Genomic DNA, 24,820 nt, shown 5'->3' with positions numbered 1-24,820 from the left:
TCAAGTTTTCCCGAGGTCCTGATGCCATCGAACAAACCCATCGACATGCACGCCGTCCAGGTCTTCGTCGCGGTCGCGGAAGCGGGAAGCATGTCGGCCGCGGCCGCCCGGCTCGGCATTTCCCAGTCGGGCGTGTCGCAGATCGTCCGGCAGCTCGAGGAGGAACTGGGCGTGGTGCTGGTCAACCGCAGCACGCGGCCGCTGGCGCTGACGCCGTTCGGCATCGCGCTGCGCAACCGCGGCGCGGTGCTCGGCGAGGAAATCGCCAACCTGAAGGCGCAGGTGGTGGAAGCCGGCCGCGGCATCAAGCCGGACCTGCGGATCGGCCTGGTCGATTCGTTCGCGGCCACCTGCGGCTCGGTGTTCACCAAGCGCCTGCTGGGCAAGGTCTCGCAGTTGTCGATCCGCACCGGCCTGAGCCCGCAGCAGGGCGAGGCGCTGCTGCGGCGCGACCTGGACCTGATCGTCACCAGCGATGCGCTGATGGACGCGAACGACGTGGTGCGCTATCGGCTGCTCTCGGAGCGCTACTTCGTGATCACGCCGCGCGAGCATCGCCAGGCGGTGCGCCACCTCGACGAGCTGCGCGCGCTGGCGAACGCGCTGCCGATCGTGCGCTTCAACCGCGGCTCGCAGGTGGGCATGCAGATCGAGCGCTATCTGCGGCGCATCGAGCTGCGCATGCCGAACCGGCTGGAGCTGGACAACGCCGACGCGCTGGCCTCGATGGTGGCCGAGGGCATCGGCTGGGCGATCACCTCGCCGATGTGCCTGCTGCAGGGCGCGGCCCACGCTGGCCGGCTGAAGGTGCACGCGGTCGAGGGCATGGGGCTGGAACGCTCGCTCTACCTGGTCGCGCGGCGCGACGAGTACCGGGCCTTCTTCGAGGATGCCTGCGAGACCGCGCGCGAGGTGATCGAAACGTCTTTCCTGCCGAGGCTGAAGGCGCTCGGCAAAAACATGGACCAATGGATTGTGATGGGTGACAGGAACTCCTATGAATGAGCATCAACAGGACGGCGCGCGCGTCGAACGCGACTACGTCGGCGAGGTATCGATCCCGGGCGACCGCCTCTATGGCGTCAACACGGTACGCGGCGTGGAGAACCTGACGGTTTCTCCGCTCGACATCGCCCATTACCCGGCCTTTCGCAGCGCCTTCGCGCAGTGCAAGTGGGCGGCGGCGCTGGCCAATCGCGACAATGGCGTGCTCGAGGCGGCGCGTTGCGAGGCGATCGTCGAGGCTTGCCGGGAGGTGATCGCGGGACGTCTCGATGCCTCGCTGGTGGTCGACCTGATGGAGGGCTCGGGCGGCACCTCGACCAACATGAACTTCAACGAGGTGATCGCCAATCGCGCGCAGCAGCACCTGGGGCATGCGCCGGGCGCCTACGAGGTGGTGCATCCGAACGATCACGTCAACCGCTCGCAATCGACCAACGACGTCTACCCGGGCGCGCTGAAGATGGCCACCTACGCGATGATGGGGCCGCTGATCGAGGCGGCGCGGGCGCTGGCCGCGCTGTTCGAGGCCAAGGCCGCGGCCTTCGCGGACATCCTCCATCTCGGCCGCACCTGCCTGCAGGATGCGCAGCCGATGCGGCTCGGCCAGTTGTTCGGCGGTTATGCCTCGCTCACGCAGCGGCTGGCCGACGAACTGGCCGCCGTGCGCGACAAGCTGCGGACCCTGCCGCTCGGCGGCACGGCGATCGGCACCGGCTTCGGCGCGCCGGCCGGCTATCGCGAGGCGCTCTACCGGCACCTGGGCGAGATCACGGGCGTGGCCTACCTGCCGCCCGCGAATTCGTTCGACGCGATGCAGAACATGGACGTGTTCTCGCGCGTCTCCGCCGAGCTGCGCACCTGCGCCGTGTCGCTCGGCAAGATCGCCTCGGACCTGACGCTGCTGTCCTCGGGGCCGGTGGGCGGCATCGGCGAACTGCGCTTGCCGGAAGCGCAGGCCGGTTCCTCGATCATGCCGGGCAAGGTCAACCCGGTGCTGCCGATGGCGATGATTCAGCTCGGTTTCGCGATCACCGGCAACGACGTCGCGGTCGCCCAGGCGGTGCAATACGGCGAGCTGGAGATCAACCATTTCGAGCCGCTGGTGGCCTCGCGCGTGCTCGACAGCATCGCCATGCTCGACCAGGGCATCCGGCGCTTCGCCAGCCGCTGCGTGGCCGGCATCGAGGCCGATGCCGAGCGCAACGAGCGGCACCTGATGGATTCGATGGCGGTGGCCACGGCGCTGGTGCCGACGCTCGGTTATGCTCGCGTCAGCAAGCTGGCGCGGCAGTCGGTGGCGCAGGGGCGGCCGCTGCTGGCGATCCTCGACGAATCGGGGCTGCTCGCGCCCGAGGCGGCCAAGGCCGCGATCCTCGCGGCGTCGCGCCCGGTGTTCGAGGCCTGAGCGCGCGCCGTCAACGAATCGAGCGAGGTAAGCGAGGCGATGAAAGGAAAAGACGAGGTATTGGCGCTGCTGGCGCAGGCGGGCATTGCGTTCGACTGCGAGCATCACGAGCCGGTGTTCAACATGATGGAATCCGACACGCTGGTGCTGTCGCTGCAGGGCGCGCGCTGCAAGAACCTGGTGCTGAAGGACAAGGGCGGCCGGTTCTTCCTGGTGATGACCACCGGCGGCAAGTCGCTCGATCTCGCCGAGGCGGCCGTCGCGCTCGGCAGCAAGCGCCTGTCCTTCGCCTCGGCCGAGAACCTGCAGGCGCTGCTCGGCGTGGTGCCGGGCTCGGTCAGCCCGCTGGCGCTGGTCAACGATCCCGCCGGGCAGGTGAGCCTCGTGATCGACGCGGAACTGGCCGGCGAGGCCGTGTTCCTGCTGCATCCGCTCGACAACTCGGCGACGGTGGCGCTGTCGCGGGCGAATCTCGAAGCCTTCCTGCGCTCGATCGATCACGCGCCGGCCTGGCTCGCGCTGAAGGCGAGGGCGGCGGCCTGAACGCCGCCGGCGCGGCTGGCGGTTTCCTGCGCGGCGAGGCGCGTCGCGCCGGCGGGCCTCCCGGCCCGCCCGATGCGGCGCGCGTCGCTTCCTTCCTCTATTTCGGCAACAGCCCGGCGGCGCGATATCCCTCCACCAGGGTGTCGTAGACCGCGACATCGCCACGGCTGCGCGCGATCAACTGCGCCCCGGCGATCGCCGCGAAGATCGCGCGTGCGCGTGCCGCATTGTCGGCCGGCTTGGTCAATTTGGCCGCTTTCAACATGCGCTCCAGCCAGGCCACGTTCACGTCGGCGAAAGTCCGCACCTCGACCAGCACCGGCTCCGGCAGGTCCTCGCTTTCCGCCGCCATGAAGCTGCACAGGCAGATCCGGTTGCCGGTCACCAGCGCCTTGCGGAACATCTCCGGATAACGCCGCAGTGCCTCGGCCGGGCTGCCGGCCTCGTCGAGCAGCGCGTCCAGCCCGACGGCCGTGTCTTCCCAATACCGGCGCGCCACCGCCGCGCCCAGCTCGGCCTTGTTCGCGAAGTGGTGATAGAGGCTGGCCGCCTTGATGCCGACCTGGTCGGCCAGATCGCGCAGGTTCAGGCCGCCGTAGCCGTGCGCCTGCGCGATCAGCGTGGCGGCTTCCAGGATCCGCTCCTTCGAATTCGTACCCGCTTCCTTTGCCACTGCGTCTGCTCCCACAAAAATTCGTTGACGGGCTCGATTGTACGCCTTACCGTAAACCTAACAATCGTTAGATAGCTTATTGGCCTGCCGCGCCAGACGAGCGTCGATCCCGGCGGCGGCCCCCAACCTGGAGAGGCAAGGCATGCATTCCGACATCGTCGATTTCGATCCCGAAACGATTCCCCTCATGACGATCCACGATTTCCCGACCGGGCCCTACCCGACGCGCGTGCGCATCGCCCTGGCCGAGAAGGGGCTGCAGTCGCGCGCGCGCTTCGAGACGGTCGATCTGTACAAGGGCGAGCACAAGCGGCCCGGCTTCATCGCGGACAAGAACTACTCGGGCACGCTGCCGGTGCTCGAACTCGAGGACGGCACCTGCATCGCCGAATGCACGGCCATCACCGAGTATCTCGATGCGCTGGACGGCGCGCCGATCCTGACCGGCAGGACGCCTCGCGAGAAGGGGCTGATCCACATGATGAACAGGCGCGCCGAGATCGAGCTGCTGGATACGATCAGCGTCTATTTCCACCATGGCACGCCGGGCCTGGGGCCCGAGGTCGAGTTGTACCAGAACGCCGAATGGGGTTTTCGCCAGCGCGACAAGGGCCTGCGGGCCATGCGCTACTTCGACGAGCTGCTGCGGCGGCAGCCCTTCGTCGCCGGCGATGCCTTCTCGATGGCCGACATCACCGTGATCGGCGGCCTGGTGTTCGCGGCGATCGTGAAGCTGCCGGTGCCGCGCGAGTACGAGGCCCTGCATGCCTGGTACGCGAGGATGCGCGAACGGCCGAGCGTGAAGCGGCAGCCGGGGATCGTCGCGCATGCGGGCTGAGGCCGGGCTGTCTCAGGCCGGCGCGGCGTCGCCCTCGAAGAAGCCGAGATAGGCGAGCTCGGGCCGGCTCGCCGAGGCTGCCGCGTCGAGCTGCGCGAGCGCGTCGATCGACTGCAGCGTGGCCAGCGTCGCGGCGCGATTGGTGAGCAGGGTCCAGGGCGTCGGCGAGGTCGGTTCGGCATGCTGGCCCTGCCCGGCCGCCTGCTTCGCGGCTTCGAGCGCCGCGGCCAGGCGCGCGGGTTCCGGCGTGTAGATCGCGAAGCCTTCGTTGGCGAGCGCGGCGATGTCGTAGCCGAGCAGGGCGCAGGCGCCGGCCTTGGCGAGCCGGTCGCGCTGGTCGGCCTCGCGCGATTGCGTGATCAGCTCGGCGGTCTGCGCGTCGACCAACTGGCCCCCGGTGATCAACGCGGGTTTGTCCTCCGTCCAGGCTTCGGGCGGGCAGGCCTTCGCGGCCGGATCGAGCACCAGCGCCGGATTGACCTCGGCCGGGTAGATCCGGCACACGCGTGGGCGCTGCTCGTAGGCACCGCAGGCCATGTCGGCGCGCAGGTGCGGGCAGGGCCCGGCGAACGACGCCACCAGCGTGACCGACACGCGCACCGGCAGCGCGCCGCAGGCGGCGGCGAACGAACGGCGCCGCCGATGCTGCGCGAGCAGGTTGTCGAGCGGCGGCTCCTCGGGCCAGGGGATCGCGTCGCAGAACAACTGGACCTCGCCGCCGCGTGCCAGCCAGGCGAGGGCTTCGTCGACGGACAGCGGCAGGCGCAGGTCGTGGCAGCAGCGGCCGCACATCGTGCAGGAGAAATGGACGGTCATGGTGGGCGGGTTCGTGAGTGGAGGGGACCGCCCAAGTTCGTCGCCGGTCTCGCCTCGGTTACAGTTGCGTGTGCCGAATTCCGGAGTCGGCCGCGCCAACGTGGCTCGCCGGCCATCGCCAGGTTCCAGTATGCTGATTCGCACGATACGCCGCCGGCCCTCATCGACCTCCGAATCCATGCACACCCCCATCCGCCACGAAACCGAATCCGACATCGCCGCCATCGAGGCCCTGATCCTGGCCGCCTTCGACAACCATCCGCATCACGCGCCGGGGCAGGGCGTGACCGAGCACCGGATCGTCGCCGCCTTGCGCGCGGCCGGGGCGCTGAGCCTGTCGCTGGTGGCCGAGCGGGACGGCGCGATGGTCGGCCATCTGGCCTTTTCGCCGATCCGCATCGAGGGCGCCGAGGCGGCGGACGGCTGGTTCGTGCTCGCGCCGGTTTCGGTGAGCCCGGCGTGCCAGCGCCAGGGCATCGGCGCGAGCCTGATCGAGGCGGCGCTGCCCATGATGCGCGAGCTCGGTGCGGCCGGCGCGGTGGTGCTGGGCGACCCTGCCTACTACACGCGTTTCGGCTTCCACCACGCGCATCGCCTGTCGGTGCCGGACGTGCCGGCCGAGTATTTCATGGCGCAATCCTTCCAGGGCGAGACCGCGGCGATCCCGGCCGGCGTGGTGCATTTTCATCCGGCCTTCGATTGACGGAACCCGGCGATGCGTCGTCCAGGTTGACTATTCAAATTTGGCCGGTTGAGATGACGAACCGGATCGCGGCCTCGCGTGAACCGGGAGCGCTGCCGGCAGCTTGGCGGGCGGGCTCCCGTTCCCCAGGCGGGCGCGCCGGGTAATTCCCTATTTTTGCCGACCTGTCTATACAAGAAGATTCGAGCGCGGGTGCCTTGCGCCAGGCCGAGGCCCTTGCCCGAATCCCCATCGACGACATCACCCGGAGCGCAGCACGTGGCGAACCAGAGAGAGGGCCGTGCGAGCGGCGAGCTGATCGAATCGCGATCGATCGACTACATCCCCGATGCGGAGCGCCACGGCAGCCTCGCCAGCCAGTTCACGCTGTGGTTGTCGGCCAACCTGCAGATCACCGCGATCGTCACCGGGGCGCTGGCCGTGGTGCTGGGCGGCGACGTGTTCTGGTCGCTGGTCGCGCTGCTGCTGGGGCAGTTGATCGGCGGCGCGGTGATGGCGCTGCACGGCGCGCAGGGGCCGCAGCTCGGCCTGCCGCAGATGATCTCCAGCCGCGTGCAGTTCGGCGTCTACGGCGCGACGATCCCGCTGGTGCTGGTCTGCCTGATGTACATCGGCTTCTCGGCGAGCGGCTCGGTGCTGGCCGGCGCAGCCGTCGCGCAATTGCTCGGCGTCGACGAGGTGGCCGGCATCGCATTGTTCGCGATCTGCATCGTGGTCCTGACCATCCTCGGTTATCGCACCATCCACCTGATCGGCCGCGTGGGCAGCGTGATCGGCGTGATCGCCTTCCTGTTCATGTTCGCGCGGCTGTTCTCGAACCACGATCTCGGCGCGCTGCTGGCCAACCGTCATTTCTCGATCGCCAGCTTCCTGCTGTCGATGTCGCTGTCGGCGTCCTGGCAGATCGCCTTCGGCCCTTACGTGGCCGATTATTCGCGCTACCTGCCGCGCGGCACCTCGTCGGCGCGCACCTTCCTCGCGGTCGGCCTGGGCTCGGTGATCGGCGCGCAGGCCGCGATGGTGTTCGGCGTGTTCGCCGCCGCGCTGGCCGGCTCGCGCTTCGCGCACCACGAGGTGGCCTTCATCGTCGGGCTCGGTTCGAGCGGGGCGGTGGCCGCGCTGCTCTATTTCAGCATCGCCTTCGGCAAGCTCACCGTCACCACGCTCAATGCCTACGGCAGTTTCATGTCGATGGCCACCATCGTCAGCGGCTTTCGCGGCCAGCGCGCGATCTCGCACCGGCGCCGGCTGGTCTACATCCTGGCGATGGTGACGGTGTCCACGGCGCTGGCGATCGCGGGCCGCCACTCGTTCCTGAAGGAGTTCACGGCCTTCATCCTGTTCCTGCTGGCCTTCTTCACGCCCTGGAGCGCGATCAACCTGGTCGACTACTACTGGTTCACGCGCTCGCGCTACGACGTGCCGGCGCTGTCGGATCCCGCGGGCCGCTACGGGCGCTGGAACCTCATGGCGATCGCCGTCTACGTGATCGGCATCCTGGTGCAGATGCCCTTCATCTCGACCAGCTTCTATACCGGCGCGCTGGTCGACCGGCTCGGCGGCACCGACATCTCCTGGATCCTCGGCCTGCTGGTGCCGGCGCTGCTGTACTACGCCTGCGCGCGCGCCTCGTCGCGCCGCATCCCCGAGCGCCTGATCCTGCCGGGCGAGGCCGCGCGCTCGGGCGAGTGAGCCCGCGCATGTCGCGGCCGAGGCTACAAAGACGTACAAAATTCCCCGGCCGAGATTCTTGACTGCTTAATCCAGAATCCGTATTCTCCGTCCATGGTCAGACCCAGGGAATTCGATCGAGACGAGGTGCTGGACCGCGCGCTGCGCGTGTTCTGGGAGCAGGGTTACGCGGCGACGTCGACCGACGACCTGCTGGACGCGATGCAGATCGGCCGGCAGAGCCTGTACAACGCCTTCGGCGACAAGCGCAAGCTCTACCTCGAGGCGCTGCTGCGTTATTCGCAGCGCAATGTCTCCACGCATCTGACGCGCCTGAAGAGCGCGGCGTCGCCGCTCGCCGGTATCGAGGCGGTGCTCGCCGGGCTGATCGACGACGGCTGCGATCAGCAGGTGCCAGGCTGCATGGGCGTGAACGCGATCTGCGAATTCGGCGGGCGCGATCCCGAGCTGAATGCCATGCGCGAGCAGCTCGGGCCGGTGCTCGACGCGGCCCTGGTCGAGCGTATCCGCGAGGGGCAGCGAGGCGGCGAGATCGATGCGGAACTCGATGCCGGCCAGGCCGCGAGCTACGTCCAGGTCACCATGCAGGGGATCCAGGTGGCGGCGCGCGCGGGCATCGCGGCGGACAGCCTGCGCGGGATCGCGCGTTTCGCGGTGGAGCGCCTGCGAGCCTGAAGGTCTGACCAAGCGGCTTGAAACCAGCCGGCCGACGCGGCCGGCATTTTTTTGGTCAGTTTTTGACTAAATAATCCAGAAAGGAGCGCAGCATGAATACCAGTCCCTTGCAGCAACGCCGTGCCATCGTGTTCGGCGGTTCGCGCGGTATCGGCGCGGCGATCGCGCGTCGGCTCGCGCGCCACGGCGCCGACGTCGCGCTGACCTATGTGTCGGCGCCCGACAAGGCGGCCGAGGTGGTTGCCGAGATCGAGTCGATGGGGCGTCGCGCGCTGGCGATCCGCGCCGACAGCGCCCGTGCCGAGGAGATCCGCGCCGCGGCCGACCAGGCGGCGGCTGCCTTCGGCGGGCTCGACATCGTGGTGGTCAACGCGGGCATCCTGCGGATCGCCGACGTGGCGGCATTTTCCGTCGAGGACCTGGACCAGATGCTGGCCGTCAACGTGCGCGGCGTGTTCCTCTCGATCCAGGCCGCGCTCGGGCATCTGCAGCAGGGCGGCCGGATCGTCACGATCGGCAGCAACACGGCGGAGCGCACCAACTATCCCGGCTCGAGCGTCTATTCGATGACCAAGGCCGCGGTGGCGGTGATGGTCAAGGGCATCGCGGTCGATCTCGCGCCGCGCGGCATCACCATCAACAACGTGCAGCCGGGGCCGACCGTCACCGACATGACGGCCGAGCACATCGAGGCGATCCGCTCGCGGATCCCGCTGCAGCGCGCCGCCGACGCCGACGAGATCGCCGCGCTGGTGGCCTGGCTGGCCAGCGCCGAATCGAGCTACATGACGGGTTCGAGCCTGACGATCGACGGCGGGATGGCGATCTAGGCGGCGCGCGTGCGCGACCTGGCGCGGCTTGCCGCACACGATTGGCGATCCTAAACGAACGACGACGTAAAAAAGCCGGCCGCGACGGGCCGGCTGGTCGATCGACGCAGCGGATCGGGCGGCGGCCTTCGGCGGCCGCCGATGCTCAGGCCTCCTCGGCCCAGGACATGTTGTCCCGCGCGAGCAAGGCCGACGAGGCGGCCGGCCCGTAGGTGCCCGCCGTGTAGAGGCGCGGCCGGTCGCCCGGCTGCTGCCAGCCGTCGAGGATCGGCTCGATCCAGGCCCAGGCGGCTTCCAGCTCGTCGCGGCGCATGAAGTGCGTGAGGCGGCCGCGGATCACGTCGATCAGCAGGCGCTCGTAGGCTTCGGCGCGGCGTTCCGGGATCGCCTGCTGCAGGTCGAGGTTCAGGCTCACGGGCACCATGTTCATGCCGCTGCCCGGCTCCTTGGCCAGCATCTGCAACTGGATCGACTCTTCCGGCTGGAGCTGGATCACCAGGCGGTTGCTGTAGTGGCGCGGGCCGTCGGGGATGATCGAGAAGGGCAGGTCGGCGAACTCGATGACGATCTCCGACTGGCGCTTCTGCAGCCGCTTGCCGGTACGCAGGAAGAACGGCACGTTGGCCCAGCGCCAGTTGTTGATGTAGGCGCGCAGCGCGACGAAGGTCTCGTTGCGGCTGTCGGGCGGCACGTTGTCCTCCTCGAGGTAGCCCTTCACCGGCTGGCCGTCCACCGCGCCCGCCGCGTACTGGCCGCGCACCGTGTCGCGCGCGATGTCGGCCGGCGTCATCGGCCGCAGCGAGCGCAGCACCTTCAGCTTCTCGTCGCGCACCGCGTCCGGGTCCAGCGAGACCGGGGGCTCCATCGCGACGATGCACAGCAGCTGCAGCAGGTGGTTCTGCACCATGTCGCGCAGCGCGCCGGTGTGGTCGTAGAAGCCGGCGCGGCTGCCCACGCCCACCGTCTCGGCCACCGTGATCTGCACGCTGCGGATGTACGGCGCCTGCCACAGCGGCCCGAAGATCGGGTTGCCGAAGCGCAGCACCATCAGGTTCTGCACCGTTTCCTTGCCGAGGTAGTGGTCGATCCGGTAGATCTGCGATTCCGCGAAATGGCGGCCGACGTCGTTGTTGATCGCCTGGGCCGAGGCCAGGTCGTGACCGAGCGGCTTCTCCAGCACCACGCGCGAGCGCTCGTTGAGCACGCCCGCGCTCGAGAGGTTGTCGCAGATGGTGGTGAACAGCTCCGGCGAGGTCGACAGGTAGAACACGCGGATCGCTTCCTTGCGGGAGGCTTCGGCCAGGCGCTGGTAGTCGCCGGCCTCGTTGACGTCGATCAGCACGTACTGGAACAGGTCCAGGAAGCGGTCCCAGGCCTGCTGGTCGAAGGCCTTGCCGTCGATGAAGGGCCGCGATTGCTCCTCCATGAACTTGCGGTAGCCGTCGATGCCCCAGTCGCGACGGCCGACCGCGATGATGCGCGTCTCGGCCGGCAGGTTGCGGTGCAGGTGCGCCATGTAGAGCGCGGGCAGCAGCTTGCGTGCTGCGAGGTCGCCGCCGCCGCCGAAGATGATCATGTCGACGGGTTGGTCTTGTGCGGGCTGGTTGTGCTGATTCGTCATGGGTGGTTCGCGGTCAAAGTCGATGAGCGTTGAACGAACGGCTGATGCACCGGTGCCGCGGTGCAGCGGAAAGTGCTAAGTGTGCACGGTTTTGGCGGGTTCCGTGCATTCGCGTTGCGCAATGGGGCAGCGCAAATGCCGAAACACGCCGTTCAGCGGCTTGTTGCGCGGCTGGCGGCTAAACATGCCCGGCTTCGGTGCAGGGCTGCGGGTCGGGCCGGCTTTCGGGCCACCTTTCCGGCCGGCTTTCGGGCGGCTGTCGGCGCGAGGGTGCCGCGCGCGTCACCGTGCGTCCCTCGATGGTGACGGCCTCCACGCGCAGTTCCGGATCGAGGCGCACCGTGTCGGCCCAGGCGCCGGGCGCGAGCCGGCCGCGCTCGGGCAGGCCGAGGAAGTCGGCCGGAAAGCGCGAGACGCGGTCCGAGGCGTCGGCGATCGACAGCCCGAGCTTCACCAGGTTGCGCAGCGCCGCGTCCAGGGTCAGCGTGCTGGCGGCCAGCCGGCCGTCGGCGAGCCGCGCGCCGGCCTGGCCCGGGCGCCGGAACACGCGCTGCGCGCCCAGCCGGTAGGCGCCATCGGGCATGCCGGTGGCCGCGCAGGCGTCGCTCACGCAATAGAGCCGGGGGATCGCGCGCAGCGCGGCGCGCATCGCGCCGGCGTGAAGATGGGCGAGGTCGGGGATCATCTCGGCGTATTCGGCATGGGCAAGCGCCGCGCCCACCAGGCCCGGGGCGCGATGATGCAGCCCGCTCATGGCGTTGAACAGGTGGGCGAAGCCGCTCGCGCCGCATTGCAGCGCGGCCACGCCCTGCTCGTAGCTGCCGGTCGAATGGCCGAGCTGGACGCGGATGCCGCGCCGGACCAGCCGGCGGATCGTGTCGAGCTGCCCCTCCAGCTCGGGCGCGAGCGTCACCAGGCGCACGCTGGCGAGCGCGAGCAGCGTGTCGATCTCGCCGTCCCGTGCCCGGCGCGCATGCGGTGGCTGCGCGCCGAGCTGCCCGGGGTTGAGGAACGGGCCTTCGAGATGGACGCCGAGCAGGCGCGCGCAATGCGCCGGGCGCTCGCGGCGCTCGACGCGGCCGATCGCGGCGGTGGCCTCGCGCAGCTCGGCTTCCGGCGCCGTCATGGTGGTCGCCAGGAAGGCCGTGGTGCCGCTGGCCGCGAGCGAGGCGGCCACCTGTTGCGCGGCCTCGCCGCCGTCCATCAGGTCGACCCCGCCCGCGCCGTGCACGTGCAGGTCGACGAAACCCGGCAGCAGGTAGCCGTAGCCGGGCAGGGGCGCGCCGACCGGCCTGGCGCGGATCGCGGCGATCCGGCCGTCGGCGCCGGTTTCGAGCAGGCCGAAGGCCCAGCCGGAGGCGGTGAGGATATTGTTCATCGGGCGAGCGGCAAGCGGGGCGCGGAAGTGGAGGAGCGCTCATTACACGGCTTGCCGATCGATGCGTCCAATGACATTTATGGCGCACCGTGATACGTTTCGCGCATGGAAATCAACCTGCTCCGCGCCTTCCTGGCCCTGGTCGAGACGCCGAATTTCGGCCGCGCCTCGTCGCTGCTGAACCTGTCCCAGCCGGCGTTGAGCCGCCAGCTCGGCAAGCTCGAGGCGCAGCTCGGCGGCAGCCTGTTCTCGCGCGGCCGGCACGGCGCGCAACTGACCGAGCTGGGCCGCCTGTTCGCCCAGGAAGCGCGCCGGCTGGTGGAGCACGCCGATGCGGTGCTGGAGCGCGGGCGCCGCATCGCGGCCGGCGAGCTGGGCGAGCTGCGGATCGGCTTCGGTTCCTGGGCGATCGACCTGGTCGCCACCACCGTGCCGGCGTTTCGCGAGCGTTATCCCGAGGTGCGCGTGCAGGTGAGCGACATGCCGTCGATCGAGCAGGCCAAAGCGCTCGCCGACGGCTCGCTCGACATCGCCTTCATGCGCCTGACGCGAGACCGCCGGCTGCGCCAGCATCGGCTCGCCAGCGACTATCCCGCCTTCGTGCTGCCGCGGGATTTCCCGCTGGCCGATCGGGCGGTGTCGATGAAGAGCGTGGGCGAGCGGCCGCTGGTGCTGATCGCGCGCGATCGCGCGCCCGGTTTCCATGCGGCCGTGATGGCCTTGTACGAACATCACGGGATCCGGCCGAGGATCGTGCAGGAAGCCGGCGAGTTCCATGCGGTGCAGGCGCTGGTGGCCGCGGGGCAGGGCATCTCGCTGGTGCCGGCTTCGGTCGCGCGTTTCTCGATCGAGGGCGTGACCTTGCGCTACGTGCCGGCCAGCCGCCGCAAGTGGGAGCTCGGCATCGCGCACCGGCTCGGCGAGGTGCCGCTGCCGGCGCAGCGCTTCGTCGAGATGGTGCTGGGCTGAGCGGGCCGCTCAGGCGGCCACGCGCGCCAGGTGCTCGCGCAGGCGCGCGATGTCCTCGTCCACGCGCGGCGCCTTGATCACGTCGAAGCAGGAGAAGGCCGGCAGGATCTCGGCACCGCAGAAGCGGTAATTGGTGGTGTTGGCGATGAACACGTCGTCGACCGAGCGGCCGGTGAACAGGTACTGGTCGGGATCGTCGAAGGCGGCGCGCGGCGCGTTCCAGGTCAGCGACAGCATGTAGCGCTTGCCCTGCATGCGCCCGCCGGTGCCGTATTGCTTCGACGGGTCGCTGCGGGTGCGGCCGTCGTCGGCCAGCAGGCGCTGGTCGGCGAGGCCGGCGTTGAACACCTCGTCGGCGTATTTCTTGTAGATCCACGGCGCGCCGAACCAGTAGACCGGCGTCTGCAGCACGATCAGGTCCGCGCGCAGGTGCTTTTCCACTTCCTCCCCGGCGTCGTAGCCGTTTTCGATCACGGTCTGTTCGACCTCGTGACCGTGTCGCGTCATTTCCTCGCGGATGGTGTCGGCCATGGTGCGGTTCAGCGTGCCGTTGGCCCAGCCCGGGTAGTGCTGGGATGCGTTGATGATCAGGGTGTGTTTCATGATGTCGATGGCGGTTTCTGCGGATCGGCTGGCGGGATGCCGGCTGCCCGTTGCCGGGGCGCCCAGGCGCGCCGGGCCGGCGGGCGGCGTGTCGATGCAGGGCCATTATTCGGCGGGGCTCACGGACGCGGCTGCAGGATTCGCCGAGCCTGCTGCACAAAAATCCAGGGCGGGGCGAACCGGCGATCAGGCTCGTGAAAGCGGGGGAGACGGCGCGCCGGCGGGCGCGGCGCGCGCATGCGATGGTTCCGGCCGCCGGGGCCGGCAGCGGCTCAGTCGGCCGCGTGCTGCTCCGCGGCCGACAGTTCGTCGCCGCTGATCACCAGCAGCACCTGCGCTGTCCTCGCGCCCAGCGAGCGGATCCGATGCGGCACCTGCGCATTGAAATACACCGCGTCGCCGGTGCCGAGCGTGACCTTCTGCGAGGCGAAATCGATCTCGATCCTGCCGCTGTGCACGAACAGGAATTCCTCGCCCGCGTGCTCGCGAAACTCCGAGGACGAGAAATCATGCCGGGGTTGCAGCATGAAGGGCAGCAGGCGCTTGCGTCCCGCCTCGGCGGCGATCACCTCGTAGCCGGCCGAGGCGCCGTCCTCGCTGCCGCCGCCCATGCGGATCCGCTCGCCGGCGCGCACCACCGTGATCGCCTTCTCGTCCTCGTCGGACGCGAACAACTGGCCGACCTCCACATGCAGGGCGGTGGCCAGCTGCATCGCGACCGCCACCGAGGGCGTGCTCAGGCCGCGCTCGACCTTCGACAGGTAACTCTTGGTCAGGCCGGCGCGCTCGGCCAGGTCCTGCAGGCTCAAACCAAGCTGCTTGCGCAACAACTTCAGGCGAATGGCGCCCACGCGTATCTCTCCAAAAAATTCGGCATCAAATGACACGATGTGTCATATACTACCCGTCGTGTACTCGGCGACTTGTCCTTTTCCTTGTCCTTGCTCTCGATCACCCGATGTCCGCCGCTGCCACGGCCGCTCAACCAGGAGAACCGGAATGCCTGAAACCCTGCACTTGTCGAAATCCGAGCTGGTCGCCCGCTCGCACCAGCAACTCGATACCGCGCTGTCGTCGCGCGACTGGTCGCCTCGACAGAAACTGGCACTGACCTGCCGCATTCTATTTGATGGCGGCCACGATTCGGGGCTCGCGGGCCAGATCACCGCGCGCGCCGAGGATCGCGACACCTATTACACCCAGCCCTTCGGGCAGGGCTTCGACGAGATCACCGAGCAGAACCTGCTGCTGGTCGACCAGGACCTGAAGACGATCGGCGGCGAGGGCATCCCGAACCCGGCCAACCGCTTCCATACCTGGATCTATCGCGCGCGGCCCGATGTCAACTGCATCATCCACACCCATCCCGTGCACGTGTCGGCGCTGTCGATGCTGGAGCTGCCGCTGGCGGTCTCGCACATGGACATGTGCCCGCTGCACGACGATTGCGCCTTCCTCGAGACCTGGCCCGGCGTGCCGGTCGGCAACGAGGAAGGCGAGATCATCTCGGCCGCGCTCGGCGACAAGCGCGCCGTGCTGCTGGCCCATCACGGCATGCTGGTGACCGGCAAGACCATCGAGGAGGCCTGCGTGCTGGCGCTGCTGATGGAGCGCGCGGCGCGCCTGCAATTGCTGGCGCAGGCCGCCGGAACGATCCGGCCGATTCCCGAGGCGCTGGCCAGGGAGGCGCACGACTGGATCACCACGCCCAAGCGCCATGCCGTCACCTTCGACTATTACGCGCGCCGCGCCCTGCGCGCGCATCGCGACTGCCTGGCCTGAGCCGGGACGCTGGATCGCATTTTTCGCACTTCATTAGATAGCACTCCCAACGAGGAACCCGCAGATGGCATCGCAATCGTTCAAGGGCATCATCGCGTACCCGGTCACGCCGTTCGACCGGCAGACCGGCGGCATCGACAGCGCCGCCTTGCGCGCCGGCATCGAACGGCTGATCGCGGCCGGCGTGCACGCGATCGCGCCGCTCGGCAGCACCGGCGAAAGCGCCTATCTCGACGACGAGGAATGGGACCAGGCCGCCGAGGCCTCGATCGCCCAGGTGGCGCGGCGCGTGCCGGTGGTGGTCGGCATCTCCGACCTGACCACGCGCAACGCGGTGCGGCGCGCGCGCTTCGCCGAGCAGGCCGGCGCCGACGCGGTGATGGTGCTGCCGATCTCGTACTGGAAGCTCGGCGAGGCCGAGATCTTCCGCCACTACGCGAGCATCGCCGAGGCGATCGGCATTCCGGTGATGGTCTACAACAACCCGGCCACGAGCGGCATCGACATGCAGCCGGCCTTCATCGCGCGGCTGGTGCGCGAGATCGGCAACGTGACGATGGTCAAGGAGAGCAGCGGCGACATCCAGCGCATGCATGCGCTGCGCCAGATCTCGGACGACGCCATCCCGTTCTACAACGGCAGCAATCCGCTCGCGCTGGAGGCGTTCTGCGCCGGCGCGACGGGCTGGTGCACGGCCGCGCCGAACCTGATCCCGCAACTGACGCTGGCGCTCTACCAGGCCGTGGTGGCGGGGGAGCTCGCGCGGGCCCGTGAGTTGTTCTATCGCCAGCTGCCGCTGCTCGACTTCATCCTGAAGGGCGGCCTGCCGACCACCATCAAGGCAGGGCTGCGCGTGCAGGGCTTCGAGGCGGGTGAGCCGCGCCTGCCGCTGCAACCGTTGGCGGAGATCGGCACCAGGCAACTCGGCGAACTGCTCGCGCGGCTCGCCGCCTGAGCGAACCGACGCCGCGCGAGCCGTCATGGCGAGCGCGGCGCCGGCGTATCCGGCCTGATTGTTCCGATGAATGAAGGGGAGAATTTTCGCTTGCGCGCGAAAGCGCCGATCTCTATGATTGAGCAATCACTCATTTAAAGGCGGCAAGGTTTTGGCACGTCCCCGCAGTCTCGACAAACACGAAGCGATCCTCGACGCCGCGGCGCGCGCGCTGGCCGAACATGGCGCGAGCGCCACCACGGCGCGTATCGCGCGACTCGCGGGCGTGGCCGAGGGCACCGTGTTCACCTATTTCGAGAGCAAGGACGCGCTGCTCAATGCCTTGTACCTGCATCTGAAAGACGGGCTGCGCACCGCGATGATGGGCGAGTTCCCGTTCGAGGGCAGTGCCGAGCAACGTGCCCGGCATGCCTGGAACGCCTATGTGTCGTGGGGCGTCGCCGATCCCGATGGAAGGCGCGCGATGCGCCAGCTCGATATCAGCGGGCGCATCGAGGAGGCCAATCGCGTGGCCGGCGCGCAGGGCTTCTGCGCCGTGCGCGACATCTTCCGCGAGCAACTGGCGAACGCTGATGGGCTGCCGCAGGAGCAGCGGCTCGCGTTCTGCGGCGCGCTGTTCTCGTCGATGGCGGAAACCACCATGGATTTCATCGCCCAGGAGCCGGGGCGGCACGAAGCCTATCGCGAGGCCGGCTTCCAGGCGGTCTGGGCGGCCTTGCAGGCGCATTGAGGGCAGCGGGGCGGCGCGATGGATGCTTGCGCCGCCGGTCACGGAATCTGGCGGGATACGAAGGTCGATCGGGCCTCGTATCCCGCATATTAATGAGTGAGTAATCATTCATTTCATTGAAAGGAGTCAGGCATGTCGAAAGTCTGGTTGGTGACGGGGGCCGCGCGAGGGCTTGGGCGCGCGATTTCGGAAGCGGTGCTGGCGGCGGGGGACCGGCTGGTGGCCGGGGCGCGAGATCCCTCGCGGCTCGCGGATCTGCAGCGCCGGCATGGCGATCATCTGCTGCCGGTCGAGCTCGACGTGACCGACGAGGCCGCCGCCGCGCGGGCGGTCGAGCTTGCGCGCAGCGCCTTCGGCCGCCTCGACGTGCTGGTCAACAACGCCGGCTATGGCCACACCGCGCCGTTCGAGCAGATGGCGCCGGCCGATTTTCGCGACCAGGTCGAGACCAACCTGTTCGGCGTCGTCAATCTGACGCGCGCGGCCCTGCCGGTGATGCGTGCGCAGCGCGCGGGCCATGTGTTCCAGGTGTCGTCGGTCGGCGGGCGCAGCTCGACGGCCGGCCTGTCCGCCTACCAGGCCGCCAAGTGGGCGGTGGGCGGCTTCAGCGACGTGCTGGGCAAGGAAGTCGCGCCGTTCGGCGTGCGCGTGTGCACGCTCGAACCCGGCGGCATGCGCACCGACTGGGCCGCGCAGGCCAGGCAGGGTATCGACGGCCTGCTGCCCGACTACGCGCCCTCGGTGGGCCAGGTGCTGTCCCTGCTCGACGCCTACGCGGGGCACGAGGTCGGCGATCCGGCGCGGATCGCGGCGCTGATCGTCGAGCTGTCGCGGCGCGAGGACGTACCGGCGCGCCTGCTGCTCGGCGGCGATGCGCTGTATGTCGCCGAGCAGGCCGAGGCGGAGCGCGCCGAGGAGGCCGCGCGCTGGCGCGCGACCACGCTGTCCACGCAATTCGACGACGCGAAGCTGCCCGAAGGGCTCGACGCGCTGCGGAGGCGGCAATGAGCTGGCGCGTTTCCGACATCCCCGACCAGCGCGGCCGTTTTGCGCTGGTGACGGGCGCGACCGGCGGGATCGGCCTGGAAACCGCGCTGGCCCTGGCCGGTGCCGGTGCTCGCGTGTTGCTGGCCGGGCGCGACGACGCGAAGGGTGCCGAGGCCTTGCGCCGGATTCGCGCCGCGCATCCGCGCGCCGAGGTCGAATACCGGCGCGTGGATCTCGCCAGTCTCGATCAGGTCCGCCGCTTTGCCGAACCGTTCGAATCCGGCGACGCGGCGATCGACCTGCTGATCGACAATGCCGGCGTGATGACACCGCCGACGCGGCACACCACGGCGGACGGTTTCGAGCTGCAGTTCGGCACCAACTACCTTTCCCATTTCGCGCTGAGCGCGCGGCTGCTGCCGGCCTTGCGCCGTGCCGCGGCGCCACGCGTGGTGGTGGTCGGCAGCCTCGCGCATCGCCTGCGCGCGGCGATCCACTTCGACGACCTGCAATGGACGCGCCGCTACGATCCTTGGCAGGCCTATGCGCAATCGAAGCTGGCGATGCAGTTGTTCGCCTTCGAGTTGCAGCGGCGCAGCGAGGCGCGAGGCTGGGGGCTGACGGTGACCTCGGCGCATCCCGGCTTCGCGCGCACCGGCCTGCAGAGTGCCGGGCCGAACCTGGGCGGGGTGCGCCGCGCGGTGATCGCGCGGGCGCTGATGGCCGGCGTGCGACCCTTGATCTCGCATTCGGCAGCCGGCGGCGCCTTGCCCACCCTGTTCGCGGCGACCTCGCCCGATGCGCGGCCCGGCGCGTATTACGGACCACGGCATGTGTTCGAGCTGCGCGGGCCGGTCGGGCCGGCCAGGATCGGCGCGGCCGCGCTCGATCGCGAGGTGGCGGCGAGGCTGTGGGCCGAGTCGGAGCGCCTGACCGGCGTGAGCTGGCCGCCGGCGTGATCGTCGAGCCCCGGATTTTTGAGTTGACGTGACAACCTGGTGTTTCTATATTTCAGGTTGTCGTATCAACTTGAAGGGGGAGCATCATGTCGATTGATATCGAAGCGGCCTGTGTCCTGATCACCGGTGGCGGCGCCGGCATCGGTCTCGGTCTTGCGCGGCGCTTTCTCGAAGGCGGCGCGCGCGTCACGATCACCGGCCGCGATCGCGCCCGCCTCGAACGCGTGGCGGCCGACCATCCGGGGCTGGATATCGTGGCCAGCGACATCGCCGATCCTTGCGCGCGCGAGGCGCTTGCCGCGCAAGTGCGCGAGTCGATGCCCGCGCTGAACGTGCTGATCAACAACGCCGGCATCCAGCGCCGGGTAGGCCTGGCCGAGGACGACGCGCCCTGGGCGCAGCGCCAGGCCGAGATCGACACGCTGCTGTCGGGGCCGATCCACCTGAACCATCTGCTGCTGCCCTTGCTGTTGAGCGAGCGCCGTGCCGCGACGATCGTCAATGTCAGCTCGGGCGGTGCCTACGTGCCGCAACCGTTCGCGCCTGTCTACAGCGCCAGCAAGGCCGCCTTGCACAGCTACACGATGAACCTGCGCTTCGCCTTGCGGCACACCGCCTGCTCGGTGGTCGAGCTGATTCCGCCTGCCGTGCGCACCTCGCTGGCGGGTGACGGTGCCGCGCATGGCGTGGACCTCGAGGTCTACTGCGATGCCGTGTTCGCTGCCCTGGTGGCGGGAGACGCCGACGAGATCGGTTACGGCCCGACCGCGAGCGCGGCGTTCGAGGCGGCGAAAGCCGGCTATCGTGCGATGTTCGACACCATCGCGGGACGTTTTCCCGTGAAGCACTATGAGTAAGAAAACGACGGCACGCCTGCAGGCGGACGAACTGGCGGTCTGGAGCGCGGTGAAGCATCTGAGCGAACAGGCGCTGGCGCGCGTGGGCGCCGAGATCGAGCGCGAGACGGGCTTGTCGGGCGCCGACTTCGGCATCCTGTCGCGGCTCGAGGATCTCGGCGGCGGCGAACTCGCGCAACGTGATCTCGCCCTCTCGCTGGGCTGGCACAAGAGCCGGCTCTCGCATCAACTCACGCGCATGGAGGCGCGGGAACTGGTGGTCCGCCGGCAGGCCGACGAGGCGCGCGGCGTGCTGGTGCTCATCACCGTGGACGGGCGCGAGCGGATCGCGGCGGCGCGGCCCGTGCATGCGGGCGCGGTGCGCCGCCATCTGCTCGATCATCTCGATGCGCATGAACGGGCCGTGATCGTCGCCGTGGCGGCGCGGCTGGCGGGCGAGGGCGAGCCGTCGGCCTGATCCGGACGAGGCGGTGCAGCAGGCCTGCCCGATCACCCGCTGCCGGGCAACTTGCGCTAGCCGTCCACGCAAGCCTGGATCGCCGCCCCCAGTTTGGCGGCGATCAGCTCGGCTTGCGCCGCCTCCAGCGCCGGCGAACCCAGCCCCGCGCGCAGCACCGCGAAGCCGAGCACGTAGGCCGTGATCAGCGCGGCGCGCGCCTCGGCATCGGCACCGCCGAGCCTCGCCGACAATGCCGCGACGAAGTCCCGATGAAGCGCGGCCGACAGGATCGGCGCGGCGGCCGGGCTGCCGACCGAGCGCAGCAGGAAGGCGAATTCGTCGAAACCTTCCGGCTCGGCTGTATCGAGCGGCCCGAGCAGGTGCCGGGCGACCCGCTCGCCGAGCCCGTCGGGCGGCCCTTCGAATGCGGGCTCGAGCCCGAACGCCTGGTCGGCGATCAGCGCGAACAAATTCTCCTTCGAACCGAACAGCCTCGGCACCATGGCCGGGTCGACCCCGGCTTCGGCCGCGATCTCGCGCACGCCGACCGTGTCGTAGCCGGCGCGCGTGAAGGCCAGGCGCGCGGCGTCGAGAATGCGTTCGCGACTTTGCGCGGCCGATAAACGAGGCGCACGGGGCGCGCTGGATTTTTTATCAACAGTCGTTGACATTTATCTTGGGATGGTTAGGATATCAACGCCTGTTGATAACATGAGTCCGACCATGACGCCAGCCTTTTCCTTAGCAGCATCCGAATCTTCCGATCTTTCCCGAAGGGTCATCCTGGTGACCGGCGCCTCCAGCGGCATCGGCCGCGCCGTGGCGCTGCGCCTTGCCGATGCCGGCGCCCAGGTGCTCGCGACCGGTCGCGACGCCGCCAGGTTGTCGGCCGTCGAGGCCGAACTGGCCGGGCGCGGTGAATGCCTGCCGGTCGACGTGTCGCGTCCCGACGCGATTGCCGGCCTGATGCGCGAGCTGGGCGCACGCCACGGCCGCCTGGATGGCCTGGTGATCAATGCCGGCGTGTCCCCCGGCATCGAGATCAGCGAACTGGATCCGGCCGGCTACGACGCGCTGATGGATGTCAACGTGAAGGGCGCGGTCTTCAGCTTCGTGCATGCGCTGCCCTGGCTCGCCGACGGAGCGTCGGTGGTGTTCGTCGGCTCGGTGGCGGGGCGTGCCGGTCAACCGGGCGATCCGCTGTATGCCGGCAGCAAGGGCTTCATCCGCGCCTTCGCGCGCAACGCCGGCACCTCGCCTGAACTGATGGCGCGGCGCATCCGCGTCAACGTGGTGTCGCCGGGGCCGATCGAGACGCCGCTGACCGAAACGGCGAGCGCCAATCCCGAGATCCGTGCCTATGTCGAGCGGCTGATTCCGATGGGCCGGTGGGGCCGGGCCGAGGAAGTCGCCTCGGCGGTGCTGTTCCTGCTCTCGCCCGCGGCGAGCTTCACCACCGGCGCCGACCTGACCGTCGACGGAGGGATGGCGCATGTCTGAGGCGAATCGACGGGTTGCGCCTTCCGGCGTGCCGCCCTTGCTGCACGGCCGACGCATCGCGATCGTCGGTGCCGGCCCGGCCGGCCTGACCCTGGCCCGGCTGCTGCAGATGCGCGGCGCGGATGTGCGCGTCTATGAGCGCGACGCTTCGCGGCGGATGCGAGGGCAGGGCGGGTCGCTCGACCTGCACGAGGATTCGGGGCAGCTCGCCTTGCGGCAGGCAGGCCTGGGCGATGCCTTCCGGGCGCGGGCGAGGCCCGATGGACAGTGCTCGCGGATTCTCGACCGGCATGCTGTCGTGCAGGTCGAAACCCTTGCCGAGCACGAGGCACAGTCGCAGCCCGAGATAGACCGGGGCGCGCTGCGCGACTTGCTGCTTGATTCGCTCGCGCCCGGGACGGTGATCTGGGATGCGCGGCTCGACGGCGTCGAACGCGCCGAAGGGGGCGGCTGGCGCTTGGCGTTCGCGCCAGGCGAGGCGGTGCAGGGCGGGACGGCGCATGCCGATCTGCTGTTCGGCTGCGATGGCGGCTGGTCGCGCGTGCGCCCGCTGCGCAGCGCCGCGGTGCCGGTCTACAGCGGCGTGACCTTCGTGCAGGCCCGGCTCGTCGACGCCGATCTGCGGCATCCCGAGATCGCTGGCCTGGTGGGCAGCGGCAGCCTGATGGCGCTTGGCGACGATCGCGCGCTGATGGCGCAGCGCAATGGCGACGGCACGATCCGCGTTTATGCGGTGTTGCGTGTGGAGGAAAGCTGGCGCGCGCGCGACACCTATGACTGGCAGGACGATGCGCGCGTGCGTCGGGACCTGCTCGCGCAATTTTCCGGCTGGTCGCCAACGCTTGCCGGCTTGCTGGCGAATGCCGAACCGGGTTTCGAGCGCTGGCCGCTCTACTGCATGCCGGCCGCGCAGCAGTGGCTGCCGGCGACCGGCGCAACCCTGCTCGGCGATGCCGCGCACATCATGCCGCCCTTCACCGGACGCGGCGCGAATCACGCCATGCTCGACGCGTTCGAACTCGCGCAACGGCTGGGCTCGGATCGTTTCGCCTCGATCGAGGCCGCGCTGGCCGATTACGAAAGCGCGATGCTGGCGCGGATGGCGCCGGAAATCGAGGCGACGCTGGCATCTCAGGACCTGATGATCGCGCCCGATGCGCCGGCCGGCATCGTGGCCTATCTGCGTGGGCAGACCGGCGAGTGAAGACGAGCTGCCCGCCAGGGCGCCCCGTCTAATCCCGCCGCGCTTTTCTCTCCCGTGTCGCCGCGTTCTTGCGCGGCGCTTTCGGTTCGGCGCCGCGCGCCAGCAGCGCATCGCCGTGGATCTCGGCCCAGTCGCGCAGCGAGCGGAACACGGGCAGCAGGGCCAGCGAGGCCGCGGTCAACGCATATTCCACGCGCGGCGGCACCTCGGCGTGGACGGTGCGCGTCAGCAGCCCGTTGGCTTCGAGGTCGCGCAACTGCACCGTCAGCATGTGCTGGGTGATGCCGGGCAGGGCGCGGCGCAGATCGCTGAAGCGCAGCTTGCCGTCGAGCAGCGCGCAGAGAATGCCGATCTTCCACTTGCCGGCCACCGCTTCGATGCTGGCCTGGAAACGCGCGATGGTCCGGGCCTGCGGTACGCAGGTATCCGGGCAATCCGTGCCTTCCAGCCGCTCAATGGTCTGGTTTTCCATACTCGGTATCTTGAAACATCGTACTTGCGGGAATTCGCCCGACATCGAGAATGGATGCTAGCAGCTCGCGTACTTCATGTATCGCGGCATCGAAACGGGACCACAGGGAGCGTGATGAATCGGGTGCTGGTGACAGGCGGATCGGGATTTCTGGGCGCGCACGCGATCGTGCAGTTGTTGCGCGAGGGATATCGGGTAAGGGCGACGATTCGGGATCCTGATCGAGCCTCGATGGTGAGGGCGATGATCGCGGCGGGCGGCGCGCAAAGCGACGAAGGGCTGGAATTCGCCGTCACGGATCTGATGCGCGACGAGGGTTGGGCCGAGGCGATGCGCGAGTGCGAATACGTGCTGCACATCGCCTCGCCGTTCCCGGGCGGCCCACCGCGCGACGAGGACGAGCTGGTCCGGCCCGCTCGCGACGGCAGCCTGCGTGTGCTGCGCGCCGCGCGCGAGGCGGGCGTTAAGCGCGTGGTGCTGACCTCCTCGTTCGCGGCGATCGGCTACGGGCACGGCGCGCGCGAGGCGATTTGCACCGAACGCGACTGGACCGACCTGGCCGGCCCCGACGTCACGCCCTACATCCGCTCGAAGACGCTGGCCGAGCGCGCGGCCTGGGATTTCATCGAGACCGAGGGCGGGGCGCTGGAGCTGGCGGTGGTGAATCCCGTGGGGATCTTCGGCCCGGTACTGGGCGCGGATTATTCGAGTTCGATCGGCTTGCTGAAGGCGCTGCTCGATGGTGCGATGCCGGCGGTGCCGAGGCTGGCGTTCGGCGTGGTCGACGTGCGCGATGCCGCCGACCTGCATCTGCGGGCGATGCGCGATCCGCGGGCGAACGGGCAGCGCTTCATCGCGGTATCGGGGCCGGTGCTGAGCCTGCATGAGGTGGCCGGGATCCTGCGGCGCCGGCTCGGCGCGGCCGCGGGCAGGGTGCCGCGACATCGCCTGCCGGATCTCGCGGTGCGCGCGCTCGGCGTGGTGTCGCCCGCGATGCGGGCCATGGCGCCGCAACTCGGTATCGTGCGTCGCGCCAGCGGCGACAAGGCGCGTGAATGGCTGGGCTGGGCACCTCGCCCGGCGCAGGAGGCGCTGGTGGCGAGCGCGCAAAGCCTGATCCGCTTCGATCTGTTGAAGCGGCGGCCTTGAACCACGAGTCGCGATGGGGCGCGCGATCGACGCCG

General features: G+C 69.3%; 27 protein-coding genes. 19 read left to right on the top strand and 8 right to left on the bottom strand.

The features are described from left to right. The first annotated feature begins 21 nt into the window (after positions 1–21). The 3 genes from F3J18_RS02475 to F3J18_RS02465 are packed head-to-tail and all read left to right on the top strand — an operon-like array spanning position 22 to position 2,953. Positions 22–1,005, top strand: a complete 984-nt coding sequence (locus tag F3J18_RS02475; protein WP_025096677.1) for a LysR family transcriptional regulator — start codon at positions 22–24, stop codon at positions 1,003–1,005. After that, on the top strand, positions 998–2,410 hold the full coding sequence (locus F3J18_RS02470; RefSeq protein WP_166911156.1) for an aspartate ammonia-lyase: 1,413 nt from the start codon (positions 998–1,000) through the stop codon (positions 2,408–2,410). The genes F3J18_RS02475 and F3J18_RS02470 overlap by 8 nt, the downstream gene beginning before the upstream one ends. Positions 2,411–2,449: 39 nt before the next feature. Beyond that, entirely contained in the window at positions 2,450–2,953 is a 504-nt protein-coding gene (locus F3J18_RS02465; protein ID WP_166911154.1) for a prolyl-tRNA synthetase associated domain-containing protein, read from the top strand. A 97-nt stretch (positions 2,954–3,050) separates the two neighbouring features. Here the strand turns inward: F3J18_RS02465 and F3J18_RS02460 are convergent, their stop codons facing one another. Next, positions 3,051–3,626: a TetR/AcrR family transcriptional regulator gene (locus F3J18_RS02460; protein WP_164466875.1), complete on the bottom strand. Its 576-nt coding sequence runs from the start codon at positions 3,624–3,626 to the stop codon at positions 3,051–3,053. Positions 3,627–3,768: 142 nt separating this feature from the next. Here F3J18_RS02460 and F3J18_RS02455 point away from each other — a divergent pair, with 142 nt between their 5' ends. Beyond that, positions 3,769–4,464: a glutathione S-transferase gene (locus tag F3J18_RS02455; protein ID WP_105829049.1), complete on the top strand. Its 696-nt coding sequence runs from the start codon at positions 3,769–3,771 to the stop codon at positions 4,462–4,464. Between the two features lie 12 nt (positions 4,465–4,476). On the opposite strand, the gene F3J18_RS02450 is transcribed toward F3J18_RS02455, so the two are convergent. Beyond that, a complete protein-coding gene (locus F3J18_RS02450; RefSeq protein WP_166911152.1) occupies positions 4,477–5,280 on the bottom strand; it encodes a YkgJ family cysteine cluster protein in 804 nt (267 codons plus the stop codon). Positions 5,281–5,458: 178 nt separating this feature from the next. Here F3J18_RS02450 and F3J18_RS02445 point away from each other — a divergent pair, with 178 nt between their 5' ends. From F3J18_RS02445 to F3J18_RS02430, 4 genes are all read left to right on the top strand, one after another. Then, positions 5,459–5,983 carry an N-acetyltransferase gene (locus F3J18_RS02445; protein ID WP_166911150.1) on the top strand — a complete coding sequence of 175 codons (525 nt, stop codon included), beginning with the start codon at positions 5,459–5,461 and terminating at the stop codon, positions 5,981–5,983. A 258-nt stretch (positions 5,984–6,241) separates the two neighbouring features. Next, complete coding sequence (locus tag F3J18_RS02440) at positions 6,242–7,675, top strand: cytosine permease (protein ID WP_345891678.1); 1,434 nt, start codon at positions 6,242–6,244, stop codon at positions 7,673–7,675. 93 nt (positions 7,676–7,768) lie between these two features. Further along, positions 7,769–8,350: a TetR/AcrR family transcriptional regulator gene (locus tag F3J18_RS02435; RefSeq protein WP_166911148.1), complete on the top strand. Its 582-nt coding sequence runs from the start codon at positions 7,769–7,771 to the stop codon at positions 8,348–8,350. Between the two features lie 92 nt (positions 8,351–8,442). Next, the gene (locus F3J18_RS02430; protein ID WP_205195260.1) at positions 8,443–9,180 is read left to right on the top strand and encodes an SDR family oxidoreductase; all 738 of its coding nucleotides are present in this window, start codon (positions 8,443–8,445) and stop codon (positions 9,178–9,180) included. Between the two features lie 145 nt (positions 9,181–9,325). Here the strand turns inward: F3J18_RS02430 and zwf are convergent, their stop codons facing one another. After that, a complete protein-coding gene (gene zwf, locus F3J18_RS02425) occupies positions 9,326–10,801 on the bottom strand; it encodes a glucose-6-phosphate dehydrogenase (RefSeq protein ID WP_025096687.1) in 1,476 nt (491 codons plus the stop codon). Between the two features lie 178 nt (positions 10,802–10,979). After that, positions 10,980–12,179, bottom strand: a complete 1,200-nt coding sequence (locus F3J18_RS02420; RefSeq protein ID WP_166911147.1) for an N-acetylglucosamine-6-phosphate deacetylase — start codon at positions 12,177–12,179, stop codon at positions 10,980–10,982. Between the two features lie 105 nt (positions 12,180–12,284). On the opposite strand from F3J18_RS02420, the gene F3J18_RS02415 reads away from it, so the two are divergent. Continuing rightward, entirely contained in the window at positions 12,285–13,148 is an 864-nt protein-coding gene (locus F3J18_RS02415) for a LysR family transcriptional regulator (RefSeq protein WP_166911145.1), read from the top strand. 9 nt (positions 13,149–13,157) lie between these two features. On the opposite strand, the gene F3J18_RS02410 is transcribed toward F3J18_RS02415, so the two are convergent. Both F3J18_RS02410 and F3J18_RS02405 read right to left on the bottom strand, forming a co-directional pair. Further along, complete coding sequence (locus F3J18_RS02410; RefSeq protein WP_025096690.1) at positions 13,158–13,751, bottom strand: NAD(P)H-dependent oxidoreductase; 594 nt, start codon at positions 13,749–13,751, stop codon at positions 13,158–13,160. 272 nt (positions 13,752–14,023) lie between these two features. Then, a complete protein-coding gene (locus F3J18_RS02405) occupies positions 14,024–14,602 on the bottom strand; it encodes an XRE family transcriptional regulator (protein ID WP_025096691.1) in 579 nt (192 codons plus the stop codon). 148 nt (positions 14,603–14,750) lie between these two features. Between F3J18_RS02405 and F3J18_RS02400 the strand changes: the two genes are divergently transcribed. From F3J18_RS02400 to F3J18_RS02370, 7 genes are all read left to right on the top strand, one after another. Beyond that, positions 14,751–15,533, top strand: a complete 783-nt coding sequence (locus F3J18_RS02400; protein ID WP_013698406.1) for an aldolase — start codon at positions 14,751–14,753, stop codon at positions 15,531–15,533. 64 nt (positions 15,534–15,597) lie between these two features. Next, complete coding sequence (locus F3J18_RS02395) at positions 15,598–16,488, top strand: dihydrodipicolinate synthase family protein (RefSeq protein ID WP_025096692.1); 891 nt, start codon at positions 15,598–15,600, stop codon at positions 16,486–16,488. 151 nt (positions 16,489–16,639) lie between these two features. Beyond that, the gene (locus F3J18_RS02390) at positions 16,640–17,218 is read left to right on the top strand and encodes a TetR/AcrR family transcriptional regulator (RefSeq protein ID WP_013698404.1); all 579 of its coding nucleotides are present in this window, start codon (positions 16,640–16,642) and stop codon (positions 17,216–17,218) included. Positions 17,219–17,350: 132 nt separating this feature from the next. Beyond that, complete coding sequence (locus F3J18_RS02385; protein WP_166911143.1) at positions 17,351–18,226, top strand: SDR family NAD(P)-dependent oxidoreductase; 876 nt, start codon at positions 17,351–17,353, stop codon at positions 18,224–18,226. After that, entirely contained in the window at positions 18,223–19,164 is a 942-nt protein-coding gene (locus F3J18_RS02380) for an SDR family oxidoreductase (protein WP_036040109.1), read from the top strand. Before F3J18_RS02385 ends, F3J18_RS02380 begins: the two co-directional genes overlap by 4 nt. A gap of 86 nt (positions 19,165–19,250) precedes the next feature. Further along, the gene (locus F3J18_RS02375) at positions 19,251–20,021 is read left to right on the top strand and encodes an SDR family NAD(P)-dependent oxidoreductase (protein WP_166911141.1); all 771 of its coding nucleotides are present in this window, start codon (positions 19,251–19,253) and stop codon (positions 20,019–20,021) included. Next, a complete protein-coding gene (locus F3J18_RS02370) occupies positions 20,014–20,478 on the top strand; it encodes a MarR family transcriptional regulator (RefSeq protein WP_166911139.1) in 465 nt (154 codons plus the stop codon). The genes F3J18_RS02375 and F3J18_RS02370 overlap by 8 nt, the downstream gene beginning before the upstream one ends. Positions 20,479–20,534: 56 nt before the next feature. Here the strand turns inward: F3J18_RS02370 and F3J18_RS02365 are convergent, their stop codons facing one another. After that, positions 20,535–21,131, bottom strand: a complete 597-nt coding sequence (locus F3J18_RS02365; protein WP_166911137.1) for a TetR family transcriptional regulator — start codon at positions 21,129–21,131, stop codon at positions 20,535–20,537. Positions 21,132–21,246: 115 nt separating this feature from the next. Between F3J18_RS02365 and F3J18_RS02360 the strand changes: the two genes are divergently transcribed. Then, complete coding sequence (locus F3J18_RS02360) at positions 21,247–21,960, top strand: SDR family oxidoreductase (protein ID WP_166911135.1); 714 nt, start codon at positions 21,247–21,249, stop codon at positions 21,958–21,960. Next, entirely contained in the window at positions 21,953–23,164 is a 1,212-nt protein-coding gene (locus F3J18_RS02355) for an NAD(P)/FAD-dependent oxidoreductase (RefSeq protein WP_166911133.1), read from the top strand. Before F3J18_RS02360 ends, F3J18_RS02355 begins: the two co-directional genes overlap by 8 nt. A 28-nt stretch (positions 23,165–23,192) precedes the next feature. On the opposite strand, the gene F3J18_RS02350 is transcribed toward F3J18_RS02355, so the two are convergent. Then, a complete protein-coding gene (locus F3J18_RS02350; RefSeq protein ID WP_240154612.1) occupies positions 23,193–23,681 on the bottom strand; it encodes a helix-turn-helix domain-containing protein in 489 nt (162 codons plus the stop codon). 9 nt (positions 23,682–23,690) lie between these two features. Between F3J18_RS02350 and F3J18_RS02345 the strand changes: the two genes are divergently transcribed. Continuing rightward, positions 23,691–24,785: an aldehyde reductase gene (locus F3J18_RS02345; RefSeq protein ID WP_345891823.1), complete on the top strand. Its 1,095-nt coding sequence runs from the start codon at positions 23,691–23,693 to the stop codon at positions 24,783–24,785. Positions 24,786–24,820: the final 35 nt, after the last annotated feature.

It is taken from the genome of Burkholderia sp. Ax-1720 (genome assembly GCF_011753035.1).
Classification (GTDB): Bacteria; Pseudomonadota; Gammaproteobacteria; order Burkholderiales; family Burkholderiaceae; genus Burkholderia; species Burkholderia gladioli.
The sequence above is the reverse complement of the archived record's forward strand: the minus strand, read 5'-3'. Positions and strand labels throughout refer to the sequence as shown.